A 12,055-nucleotide genomic window follows, 5' to 3' on the forward strand; every position below is an offset into this window, starting at 1 on the left:
TCAGGACGCCTCACAAATGTACTACTGCATCCGCTGCGACACGCTGACTGATTTTACAGAGTTCGATCCGCCTGACGAGTATCCGCAAGATTGAGGTCTTGAATTCTCTTGCGATGAACTAAACTAATGGCCAAGCCAACCCGACTGAAACGGCCGGAAGACGGAGATACGTCGGTCCTGACATCCTGAATTCTGGCGTTACGCTTTTGAGGGGAAAGCCTTCCTCTGCGCCCGAGCCTGTGGTCTCGGCCGACCCCTTCTGCCCGCAACGCCCCCATCAGAGTGAGAGGGCGGACTGGCTTCGCCGTGACGGGTTGAAGAACGGAGGAGAGGCCTCCGGCGCCTGTCGTGGAGATGACCCATGACCCAAGTCGAAGTTTTGAGCGCCGGCCGCGATCGCGTGGGTGGCTACAAGGTGGACGTGACCCGCGGGACGCGCGTCTGCCGAGTATCGTCGGAATGGTTCTCGCGGCCAGCGGACGAGCGCTATCTGTCCCTGTCGGACCTCTATGCCGCAGTGCGTGGACGGACCGAGCGAAGTCGGACCCGAACCGTCGAGAGCGCTGCAATCCGGGTTGAGGCCAGCCGCGACGATGCCGAGCGCCTGGCTCTGGTGCTGCCCGGCTCTGACACGCCGATTGCACCGACCCACTGGAGTTTCGGCCAACTCGCCGGCCTGGTCGGAGCTCCGGCGGCCTACCTCCGGCAGCTTCCGGCACCGCTGGCCGGCATCAATCTGCAGTACGGCCTGACCTCTCATTCCGCCGAGCAGGTGAAGACGCTTGAGATAGAGGATGGTCGCGTCGAGCTTCGCGCCGTTACGGGTCCCGAATACGGGCGCATATTTGACCACGAACTTGTGGCGGCCGTTCAGCGCATCGCCGGCAATGGCACGGGCGACACGCGCTGGAAGATCCCTGGCGTGCTCGACTGGTCGACTGGCGTCTACAATCCGAACGTTGACATCACCCAGGATACGACGACGCTCTACGCCTCCGATCGCGATGTCTTCCTGTTCCTGGTCGACGATCTCAACCCGATCGAGGCCGGCCGGCTTCGCGACGGCTCGCCAGACCTCTACTTCCGTGGCTTTTACTGCTGGAATTCCGAGGTGGGCGCGAAGACGCTCGGCATGGCGAGCTTCTATCTTCGCGCCGTCTGCCAGAACCGCAATCTTTGGGGCGTCGAGGATTTTGAGGAGATCACCATCCGCCACTCCAAATACGCCGCCTCACGGTTTGCCCACGAGGCAGCCCCGGCGCTGGCCAGCTTTGCCAATTCCTCACCGATGCCCTTCGTCAACGGCATCAAGGTCGCACGGGAAAAGATCGTCGCCCGCACCGACGACGACCGCAGCGAGTTCCTGCGCAAGCGCGGCTTCTCGAAGACAGAGACAGCGAAGATCATCGAAAAGGTGTTGTCCGAGGAAGGTCGCAAGCCCGAGAGCGTCTTCGATTTTGTGCAAGGCATCACAGCGGTTGCGCGGGGCAAGACCCATCAGGATGCACGGCTTGATCTTGAGACGCGCGCGAAGAAGCTGCTCGATCGCGCAGCCTGATACCCGGAAAGCCGAAAGATATGGAACGGCGTGTCTGGCGGCTTCGTGCCTTTCCGTTCGTACTGATCGTCCATTTGCGGCGCGGCCCTTGAGAGGAAGAGGGCCGCGCTGCGCTCCGTGACGGGTTGGAGGCCCAGAGAGAGTCTTTGGGCCGCCCGTCGCGGAGTATCACCCATGGCTAACGCCATTCAGAAGATCACCCTGTCGTCCTCGCGCGACATTCCCTTCAATAAGCTGGTGCTCAGCCAGTCGAACGTCCGGCGTGTGAAGGCCGGCATCTCCATCGAGGAGCTGGCCGAGGACATCGCCCGGCGTACCCTGCTCCAGAGCCTCAACGTCCGGCCGGTCCTTAACCCCGAGGGCACCGAGACCGGCATGTTCGAGATCCCAGCCGGCGGACGGCGCTACCGTGCGCTGGAGTTGTTGGTGAAGCAGAAGCGCCTGGCCAAGACCGCGCCGGTGCCCTGCGTAGTACGCGATCCAGCAACCACCATTCTCGCCGAGGACGACTCGCTTGCGGAGAATATTCAGCGCGCGCCGCTACATCCGCTTGACCAATTCCGGGCATTCCTCGCTTTGCGCGAGAAAGGGCAGTCCGAGGAGGACATTGCCGCTGCCTTCTTCACGTCGGTCAATGTCGTGAAGCAGCGGCTGCGCCTCGCCGCGGTGTCGCCAGCGCTGCTCGACATCTATGCCGACGATGGCATGTCGCTCGAGCAGTTGATAGCTTTCACCGTCAGCGCAGATCATGGACGCCAGGAGCAGGTCTGGCAGGCCATCTCCGGCTCTTGGCAGAAGGAGCCCTATCAGATCCGCCGCATGTTGACGGAAAAGACGGTGCGTGCCTCTGACCGGCGCGCCGTGTTTGTCGGTCTCGACACCTATGAGGCCGCTGGTGGTGTGGTGCTGCGCGACCTGTTCCAGTCCGACGATGGCGGCTGGCTCGAGGACGTCGCCCTGCTCGACGGTCTTGTTGCTGAGAAGCTGAAGGCAGAGGCGGAAACGATCGCCGCCGAAGGTTGGAAGTGGATCGAGGTCGCGATCGACTTCCCCTACGGCCATACGCGCGGCTTGCGCGAGCTGGACGGCGCGCCTGCGGATCTTTCGGCCGAAGAGCAGGCGACGATCGAGGCGCTCGAGGCCGAATATGCAACGCTCGAAGCCGAGCATGACGGCGCGGATGAGCTTCCAGATGAGGTTGACCAGCGCCTTGGCGAAATTGAGACGGCTCTCGCCGCCTTCAACGATCGACCCGTCATCTATCAGCCGGCCCACATCGCCCGCGCGGGCGTGTTCGTCGGCATCGACGCCGAGGGCAAGCTCTTGGTTGATCGCGGCTACGTCCGGCCCGAGGACGAAGTGCCCGTGACCGAACCGGAGCAGGGCAGGGGCGGCGAACCCGGTGCCGCGGCCCTGGACGGCGCCGAACCATCAGCGCCCGTTGTCCAGCGCGCCGTCATCACCATCGGCGGGCAGGTCGCGGAGCCCGACGAGGAGGATGACGATGCGGTGAAGCCGCTGCCCGACCGTCTTCTGACCGAGCTCACGGCGGAGCGGACGCTGGCGCTGCGCGACAAGCTGGCGATCACGCCTTCGGTCGCATTCCAATCGGTGCTGCACAAATTCTGCCTGGACGTGTTCTCCCGCTATTCCTCCTTTGGTTCGGCGATGGAGGTCTCCGTGCGCGGCGCCAGCTTCCCGGTGCAAGCGCAGGGGCTGAAGGACACACCGGCGGCCAAGGCGATCAACGCCCGGCACAAGACTTGGGAGGAGCGTCTGCCGAAGGACAAGGCCGATCTCTGGGACTGGCTCACCGGTCTCACGGGCGACGAGCAGGCGGCGCTCTTTGCGCACTGCGCCTCGTTCGGCGTCAACGCGCTCTACGAGAAGGGCGACCGCTACGGCGGCGGCGCTACCCCGCACACAGTCGAGCAGCGCATCGCGGACGCTGATCGCATCGCCCGGGCCGTCGATTTCGACATGGTGGAATCCGGTTGGCGCCCAACCGTCGAGAACTATCTCGGCCGCGTGCCAAAGCGTCGTATCCTCGAGGCGGTGCGCGAGGGTGTCGGCGAGCGGGCCGCCCAGCTCATCGAGCATCTGAAGAAAGGCGACATGGCCAAAGAGGCCGAACGGCTCCTGGCCGAGACCGGCTGGTTGCCCGAACCCCTGCGAATGGCCGACGTCGACCAGGTGGCGACCGTCGACGCCACGGAGTCCGAGGGCGAGGCGCTGCCGGAATTCCTCTCCGGCGACGGCGAGGAAACTCCGGCCGATGAAGCGGACGAGCCGCGCATGATTGCTGCCGAGTAGAAACGCTGGCTGGGGCGACGATCTTCGCCCCAGCCTATTTTTATGCGCTGCGAGCCACGAGTGGCTGCACCTTTAGGCCGTCGATCCAGATCGCGATCCTGCCGGCGGCGACGAGGCGGGACGTTTCTGCCACGAACCGCCGTACCGCCCCAGTGTTGCTGACTTCGAAGCGATGTCGAAAGCCTTGGGCTACGGCGCGATCGGTAAAGCCTTTCAAAGCAGCAAACCCTGCCGCTTCCTGGATCTCGAACTGAACCCTCCACCGCGTGCGTCGCAGCCGAACATGATCGAGCACTTCGACGCTGATACGGTGCTTGCTCCCGCTGCGAACGGTGACCGGTTCGATCTTCTTGGTGGGAAACTTCAGAATTTGAGCCATCAAATCCTCCTTCGTTGTGTGAAGCGGTTCGATGGTCTTGTCGGGGCCCGTGAACCGCATGCCGAGACCCGCGCCCTGCGCAAAAGCGCGGGGGCAGGTCAGCGGCAGCCTGTTAACTAGGCCGTTCAGCTCTTGAGGCTCGCGCCACAAGCGGTTCTTGCTGCGCGAGCGCGCAGCGACCCTGACGCAGCGAAGATAATGTCCTGCCCGCAACGTTTCAAGGCATCGGGCAGAGAGTGAGAGGGAGGCCTGGACGGGTTTGAGCCGGTGCGGTCCGAGAGAGAGCACCGGCCGGCTCGCTCGTTCCCGCTCTCCTTAAGGCTCCCCTCATGAACCACCAATTCTCGACCGCGGCCGACGAGTCCGCCCAAATCTCGCTTGCGCGCGCACCCGAGGGCGCCAACGCCATCTTCGCCGCTGCGGGGCAGCTCCTCCCGCATCTCGAACGTGGTCGACGCATCGACAGCGCAATTCTACGCGCCGCGATGGAAGCGGCCTTCGGCGCGTCCGATGCGACGGGCGCATGGGATTGGAAGACGGCCTATGACGCTTGCGAGGTCGCCACCGTCCTATTCCTGCGCAAATACGGGAAGGCACTGTTCCGCAAAGCCGACTCTGCGGCTTCACGACTTTCCGCTTTGGACAAGGTCGCGCAGCTTCTGCCGACCCACACGCGCCGCTCTGCCGAGAGCGAGGCTTTCCAGCAGTTCTCGACGCCGATCACGCTCGGTTTGGCTGCGTTGACCGCGGCCGCCATCTCGGCGGCGGATCGCGTGCTGGAGCCGTCCGCGGGTACCGGGCTGCTCGCTATCCTCGCCGAGATCGCCGGCAGCGGGCTCATGCTGAATGAACTGGCCGAGACCCGGGCCAGGTTGCTCTCTTCCCTCTTTCCGGCCATTTCAGTCACGCGCTTCGACGCGGCCCAAATCGACGACCACCTCGACCCCACCGTTGTCCCGAGCGTCGTGCTGATGAACCCGCCGTTCTCGGCGATGGCGAACGTTTCCGGCCGTATGGCCGACACGACGTACCGTCACATCGCCTCGGCCCTGGCGCGTCTCGCCGATGGCGGCCGGTTGGTCACGATTACCGGCTCAAACTTCTCACCCGAAGCCTTAGCCTGGTGCGACGCCTTCGCCCGATTGCAGGAACGCGGCCGCGTGGTGTTCACCGCCGCGATCGCCGGCGCGGTCTATGCCAAGCACGGCACCACGATCGAGACACGCCTCACGATCATCGACAAGGTGCCTGCCGACGACTCGCACGCTTTCCCGGAGTCGCCGGGAATGGCGCCCGACGTCGCGACACTGCTCCGCTGGATCGGCGAACACGTTCCACCTCGCCTGAGCGTCGTATCAACCCGCGTGCTTCCCATGTCGGCCTCGCGGGCGCCTCGCACCGTGCGCGGCTATCTGGGGCGGGCCGCCGCACACCCGGTCAAGGCCTCGGTCACCGATCCCAAAGCGGTTGAACTCGTTTATGAGACGACCGATTGGACGCCGCCCGATGGCGCGCGACTCAGCGACGCCATCTACGAGGAATACCGGCTCCAATCGATCCGGATCCCCGCCGCGCAGGCGCATCCGACCAAGCTGGTGCAGTCGGCCGCGATGGCCTCGGTCGCGCCGCCGAAGCCGAGTTACAGGCCGCGCCTGCCGGCCAACCTCGTCAGCAACGGCGTCCTCTCAGACGCCCAACTCGAGACGGTCATCTATTCCGGGGAGGCGCATAGTAATTATCTCTCCGGCGCCTGGACAGTTGACGAGACGTTCGACCTCGTCGCTGGTGCCCGCGATGATGCACCGAACGCCGTTCGCTTCCGTCGCGGTTTTATGCTCGGCGACGGGACCGGTGCCGGCAAGGGCCGCCAGTCCGCCGGTATCATTCTCGACAACTGGCTGCAGGGCCGGCGTAAGGCGGTCTGGATCTCGAAGTCCGACAAGCTGCTTGAGGACGCGCAGCGCGACTGGTCGGCGCTCGGCATGGAGCGTCTGCTGGTCACGCCGCTCTCGCGCTTCCCTCAGGGGCGTGAGATCCGCTTGGCCGAAGGCATCCTATTTTTAACCTACGCTACGCTGCGGTCCGACGACCGCGGCGAGAAGCTTTCGCGCGTCCGGCAGATTGTTCAATGGTTGGGCTCCGACTTCGACGGCGTCATCATTTTCGACGAGAGCCATGCCATGCAAAATGCTGGCGGCGGCAAGGGCGAGCGGGGCGATGTCGCGCCCTCGCAGCAGGGGCGCGCGGGCTTGCGGTTGCAGCATACGCTGCCCAATGCCCGCGTCGTCTATGTGTCGGCGACCGGCGCTACCACCGTCCACAATCTCGCCTACGCCCAACGGCTCGGGCTCTGGGGCGGCGAGGATTTTCCGTTCGCCACTCGCGCTGAATTCGTCGAGGCGATCGAGGAGGGCGGCGTCGCGGCGATGGAGGTGCTCTCCCGCGATCTTCGCTCGCTCGGCCTCTACACCGCCCGCTCGCTCTCCTACGACGGGATCGAATACGAGCTCGTCGAGCACCAGCTCACCGACGAGCAGCGGCGCATCTACGACGCCTACGCCGGCGCCTTCAGCGTCATCCACAATCACCTCAACGCGGCGATGCAGGCCGCCAACATCACCGGCGAGACCGGCACGCTCAACCGCCAGGCCAAGTCGGCCGCGCGCTCGGCCTTCGAGTCCGCCAAGCAGCGCTTCTTCGGCCATCTGCTCACCAGCATGAAGACGCCGACCCTGGTCCGCTCCGTCGAGCGCGATCTGGCCGAGGGCCATGCCGCGGTGATCCAGATCGTGTCGACCGGCGAAGCGCTGATGGAGCGCCGCCTCGCCGAGATTCCACCTGAGGAATGGAACGACGTGCGCGTGGACATCACGCCGCGCGAGTATGTTCTGGATTACCTCGCCCATTCCTTCCCGGTGCAGCTCTATGAGCCCTTCACTGACAGCGACGGCAATCTCTCCTCCCGGCCCGTCTTCCGCGATGGCCAGCCGGTCGAGAGCCGCGAGGCGGTCGCCCGCCGCAATGAGTTGATCGAGCGGCTCGCATCGCTTCCGCCCGTTCCCGGCGCGCTCGACCAGATCGTGCAGCGTTTCGGCACGGATCTTGTTGCGGAAGTGACCGGACGTTCGCGGCGCGTGGTGCGCAAGGGGGACCGCCTTGCCGTCGAAAACCGCTCGGCCTCCGCCAATCTCGCCGAGACCGCCGCCTTCATGGATGACGCAAAGCGCGTGCTTATCTTCTCGGAGGCTGGCGGTACGGGTCGCAGCTACCACGCCGAACTCTCGGCGCGGAATCGCCGGCTTCGCGTCCATTATTTGCTCGAACCGGGCTGGAAGGCCGACGCTGCCATCCAGGGTCTCGGTCGAACGAACCGCACCAACCAGGCGCAGCCACCGCTGTTCCGCCCCATTGCGACCGACGTGAAGGCGGAGAAGCGCTTCCTCTCAACCATTGCCCGCCGGCTCGACACGCTGGGCGCGATCACGCGCGGCCAGCGCCAGACCGGCGGCCAGGGCCTGTTCCGGCCGGAGGACAATCTTGAGAGCCACTACGCTCGCGATGCGCTGCGCCAACTCTATCTGCTGCTCGCGCGCGGCAAGGTCGAAGGCTGCTCGCTCCAGATCTTCGAAGACGCCACGGGCTTGAAGCTCGTGGACGACAACGGCATCAAGGACGAACTCCCGCCCATCACGACGTTCCTGAACCGGCTGCTCGCGCTCACCATCGACCTGCAAGGTGTGCTGTTCACGGCCTTCGAGCAATTGCTGAACGCCAAGGTCGAGGGCGCTATTGCCAGCGGCGTCTACGACATCGGCCTGGAGACCCTGCAGGCCGACAGCTTCATCGTCGCCGATCGGCGCCCGATCTACACGCACCCTACCACCGGCGCGGAAACCCGGCTGCTCACGATCACAGAACGCCGGCGCAATCGCCCCATGACGCTGGATCAAGCCCTCGATTATCTCGCCGATACTCGGGCGGTGCTGCTGCTCAATGAGCGCTCGGGGCGCGCCGCGGTGCAGATCCCGGCGCCGAGCCTCATGCTCGATGACGGCGAGATCGAACGTCGCGTCCGGCTGATCCGTCCCATGGAGCACCATCACGCTTCGATGAAGATGATGGACGAAAGCCACTGGCAACCTGCGGATCGCGAGACATTCGCCGCAGCATGGAACGCCGAACTCGTCGACGTCCCCGAGTTCGCTGAGAGTACCCTCCACATCGTCGCCGGCTTGCTTTTGCCGATTTGGAAGCGGCTTCCGAACGACTCGACCCGGGTCTATCGGCTTCAGACCGACGACGGCGAACGCATCATCGGTCGCAGGGTCTCGCCGGCCTGGGCGGCAAACGCTTGCGCGACCGCGACCTGTAGCTTGATCCCAGACGAAGCGTTCTCCGCGCTGCTAGAGGGGCGCACCATCCTCGACCTCGCCGAGGACCTGCAGCTCCGTCGTGTCCGCGTGATGGGCGCCCATCGCATCGAGCTGTCCGGCTTCGCCGATGCGATGCGTGAGCGGCTGCGCGCTTACGGCCTCTTCAGCGAGATCATCTCGTGGAAGCTGCGCATGTTCGTGCCATCAGATGCGACTGGTGCTGCGGTGTTGGCAAAGGTGCTGGACCACTATCCGGTCGTGCGCATCGGCGAGCGTGAGGCCGCCTGATGGCCCGCGACGACGCATCCGAACTGGCCCGCCGTCTCGCGCGTGACGCGGAGGCGGTGTGCCGCCATTATTTGTCCAACGGGCGGCGCCAGGGCCGCTATTGGACTGTGGGCGACGTCCGCAATACGACTGGCCGCTCGATGTTCGTCCGACTCAGCGGACCGGAGTCCGGACCTGGCGCTGCCGGGCATTGGCGAGATGCTGCCTCGGCCGAACATGGCGATCTCCTCGACGTGATCCGCGAAAGCTGCGGTTTCACGAGCTTTCGCGATGTCGCCAATGAGGCACGACGCTTTCTAAGTCTGCCGCGTCCAGAACTGGAGCCTGAGCCGAATCGCTGGTGGAGAAAATCGCCCGTACTCCTCGGATCACCAGAAGCGGCGCGGCGGCTCTTCGGCATGTCGCGGTCGATCGCAGGTACACTCGTAGAAGCCTATCTCCGCAACCGCGGCATTACGGCTTTGCACGAAACCGGAAGTCTACGCTTTCATCCACGTTGCTACTACCGGCCCGACGACCACAGCCCGACCGAGACTTGGCCGGCAATGATCGCCGCCGTCACAGATCTGAACGGTCACCTGACCGGCGCGCATCGCACCTGGCTTGACCCCGAAGGCTTCAGCGAGACGACGCTCGGCAAGGCGCGGATCGACACGCCGAAGCGGGCGATGGGCGACCTGCTTGGTCACGCCGTTCGATTTGGCGTCGCTGGTGAAGTCATGGCGGCCGGCGAGGGCATCGAGACGATGCTGTCGCTCCGCAGCGTTCTGCCGACGATGCCGATGGTCGCGGCCCTCTCGGCGGCGCATCTCGCCGCCATCCTCTTTCCGGACACGCTCCGTCGGCTCTACATCGCCCGCGACGACGATCCTGCCGGTGACGGCGCCATGGCAACCCTGATCGATCGGGCGCAGGAGGCCGGGATCGAGGCAATCGTGATCTCGCCACGGCTTGGCGACTTCAACGAGGATCTTCGTCTGCTCGGATTTGACGCCCTTCGCGCCGCGAGCCGCGTGCAGATCGCGGTGCGGGACGTCGCGCGCTTTATGGAACTGGCGGCATAGCCGGAACGGGATGAGGGCGATGCGACCGCTTCGTTATCGCGAGGCCTGTGATCGTGCTTCCCCTCGGCGTCGGAGAGGACCGCCCCACGGCCTTCTGAAAGGGCGATCGGGCGGCAAGCGGCCCGGACCGGCAACCTCGTGGGCCGACTATTTTCCGTCGGCGGCAGAGCCGCCTTTACATCGCGAGACAAAATAGTCGGCCCCCTTCGGTCCTCCGCCAAGGCTCCGGCCCTCCGCTGCGCTGCGGGTGCAAGTCCGTTCCGCCTGCCGCTTTCGTCGCCATGAAGGCCGCGATGGGCGCGGTCGATCCGACGAGGGAAAACCGCAATGACCGCCGACCACGACAACGATTTCGAGCCGCACCACAGCTCATCCCCGACCGACCAGGTCCTCCAGGAACTCCAGCTCCATGGCTACCGTCCCTTCCACGATGAGCCCGATCCCCGCGGGCTTCCTGAAGCGCAAATCCTCGCCGGCAGCGTCGCCGACATCTTCGATGCCCTGGTGGTGGCGCTGTCCGATACCCGTCTTGAGCCCGACCTCGAAGACCTGCTCTGGTCGATGGTAAACGTCTTCCATCGTGCGATCGACAGGATCGAGCGCGAGCTCGACGATAACGAGCTGGCCCAGCAGCGCTCGCAGCGGGAGCAGGACGGCAGCGAAATCAAATCCGTCGAGCTGGAGCGTCTGACGGCAGAAGGGCAAACGCTGATCGAGCGCCGCAACGCCTTCGAGCTGATGCGCGACCAGGCCGCCGACGAGTTCGAACGCCACACCTATTCCGCCTGGCGGCCGCGCAACGGGTCGAAGGTCAACCGTCGCAATCTGACCTCGGCGATGATCGACAGCCGCGATTTCCTGGCCGCGAAGAAGCGCGCCGACAATCAGGTGCTCATGCCGCGCGGTCCGAAAATCGCGCTGACCGGCGGTCTCGACTTCAACAACCACCAGCTAATCTGGGCTAAGCTCGACCAGGTGTACGCGAAGCACCCGGACATGGTGCTGCTGCACGGCGGATCCCCCAAGGGCGCCGAGCTGATCGCCGCCAAGTGGGCCGACAACCGCAAGGTCCCTCAGATCGCCTTCAAGCCCGACTGGACGAAGCATGCCAAGGCCGCTCCGTTCAAGCGCAACGATGTGATGCTGGAGACGCTGCCGATCGGCGTGATGCACTTCCCCGGCACCGGCATCCAAGACAATCTCGCCGACAAGGCCAAGAAGCTAGGCATCCCGGTCTGGAGTTTTGGCGGGGCATAAGCGCTGCCGCAAATTCTAATGGCCAGGAGCCTCCGGCTCGTTCAATGCCGCTTTTGCGACGAGCCGCGGCTCCCATGGGTGGGCCGCAGCCCGTGAATTGGCCTTTGGCTAAGCGCAGTTTAGGAGCGAGCTCGATGCTTACGCTTTGCCGTGGTAACTTTAGAGGAAGTCAGCGGCATTCTTTTAGGAGGACGAGTCACAAGCTGAACTAAAGAATGCTATGCCTTACCTGACTGTTCACGAACAGCGTCGTGATGGCGAATCACTTCTTTGATGATGAATGCCAGGAACTTCTGAGCAAAATCCGGGTCAAGGTTGCTCGCCGTTGCGAGTGCACGCAGTCTTTCTATCTGCTTTTCCTCACGAGCCGGATCTGCCGCAGGCAGTTGAAGGCGGGCCTTCAATTCTCCTACTTGCCGAGTACATCTGAAGCGTTCCGCGAGAATGTGGATCAGGGCTGCATCCAAATTATCGATGCTGCTCCGAAGAGCTTCCAATTCGCATGGTGTCTCCAACACCTGAAGTCCTCTGTATTTTTGTCAAGCTGGAGGGCGGGTGGCAGAGAGTTCACCACATGCCTGCATTGCAACTGGCCGGGGCTGCGAAGAAACTCAGCGGGTTAGTTAGCCGATGTATTGGCAGAATATAGCTCGTCTCCTGTCTGCTCCACCAGAGCAGAAAAACTGCTTGGCATATCCACACCTATTCAAGAATTCCTGCACAAACACGCTCTTAGGCGCTGCTACACACTAAGCACCTGGTTGCGTCGGCCCGGCGAATTGTCCGCTCTGGAGCTCCCGATCGAACTTTCGACACGTCGAAG

At 64.2% G+C, this 12,055-nt stretch carries 7 protein-coding genes; 5 read left to right on the forward strand and 2 right to left on the reverse strand.

Annotated features, from left to right (window positions below):
- The first annotated feature begins 361 nt into the window (after nucleotides 1-361).
- Nucleotides 362-1,558, forward strand: coding sequence for a DUF932 domain-containing protein (locus WN73_RS17525; RefSeq protein WP_271553978.1), 1,197 nt, complete (start codon nucleotides 362-364; stop codon nucleotides 1,556-1,558).
- A gap of 174 nt (nucleotides 1,559-1,732) precedes the next feature.
- Nucleotides 1,733-3,871, forward strand: a complete 2,139-nt coding sequence (locus tag WN73_RS17530) for a ParB/RepB/Spo0J family partition protein (RefSeq protein ID WP_271553979.1) — start codon at nucleotides 1,733-1,735, stop codon at nucleotides 3,869-3,871.
- A 40-nt stretch (nucleotides 3,872-3,911) separates the two neighbouring features.
- Here WN73_RS17530 and WN73_RS17535 read toward each other — a convergent pair whose 3' ends face one another.
- Nucleotides 3,912-4,400: a hypothetical protein gene (locus tag WN73_RS17535; protein WP_271553980.1), complete on the reverse strand. Its 489-nt coding sequence runs from the start codon at nucleotides 4,398-4,400 to the stop codon at nucleotides 3,912-3,914.
- 179 nt (nucleotides 4,401-4,579) lie between these two features.
- On the opposite strand from WN73_RS17535, the gene WN73_RS17540 reads away from it, so the two are divergent.
- From WN73_RS17540 to WN73_RS17550, 3 genes are all read left to right on the forward strand, one after another.
- A complete protein-coding gene (locus WN73_RS17540; RefSeq protein ID WP_271553981.1) occupies nucleotides 4,580-8,911 on the forward strand; it encodes a strawberry notch family protein in 4,332 nt (1,443 codons plus the stop codon).
- On the forward strand, nucleotides 8,911-9,975 hold the full coding sequence (locus WN73_RS17545; RefSeq protein ID WP_271553982.1) for a DUF7146 domain-containing protein: 1,065 nt from the start codon (nucleotides 8,911-8,913) through the stop codon (nucleotides 9,973-9,975). The genes WN73_RS17540 and WN73_RS17545 overlap by 1 nt, the downstream gene beginning before the upstream one ends.
- Nucleotides 9,976-10,302: 327 nt before the next feature.
- The gene (locus WN73_RS17550) at nucleotides 10,303-11,232 is read left to right on the forward strand and encodes a DUF2493 domain-containing protein (RefSeq protein ID WP_271553983.1); all 930 of its coding nucleotides are present in this window, start codon (nucleotides 10,303-10,305) and stop codon (nucleotides 11,230-11,232) included.
- Nucleotides 11,233-11,450: 218 nt separating this feature from the next.
- On the opposite strand, the gene WN73_RS17555 is transcribed toward WN73_RS17550, so the two are convergent.
- A complete protein-coding gene (locus tag WN73_RS17555; RefSeq protein WP_271553984.1) occupies nucleotides 11,451-11,750 on the reverse strand; it encodes a chorismate mutase in 300 nt (99 codons plus the stop codon).
- Nucleotides 11,751-12,055 lie beyond the last annotated feature (305 nt).

Source organism: Bradyrhizobium sp. CCBAU 45394 (assembly GCF_028128655.1).
Classification (GTDB): Bacteria; Pseudomonadota; Alphaproteobacteria; order Rhizobiales; family Xanthobacteraceae; genus Bradyrhizobium; species Bradyrhizobium diazoefficiens.

Excerpts from the sequence above, each read along its gene's own strand:
- WN73_RS17540 (WP_271553981.1), top strand. The coding sequence starts at position 4,580 with ATGAACCACCAATTCTCGACCGCGGCCGACGAGTCCGCCCAAATCTCG.
- WN73_RS17550 (WP_271553983.1), top strand. The coding sequence starts at position 10,303 with ATGACCGCCGACCACGACAACGATTTCGAGCCGCACCACAGCTCATCC.
- WN73_RS17545 (WP_271553982.1), top strand. The coding sequence starts at position 8,911 with ATGGCCCGCGACGACGCATCCGAACTGGCCCGCCGTCTCGCGCGTGAC.
- WN73_RS17530 (WP_271553979.1), top strand. The coding sequence starts at position 1,733 with ATGGCTAACGCCATTCAGAAGATCACCCTGTCGTCCTCGCGCGACATT.
- WN73_RS17525 (WP_271553978.1), top strand. The coding sequence starts at position 362 with ATGACCCAAGTCGAAGTTTTGAGCGCCGGCCGCGATCGCGTGGGTGGC.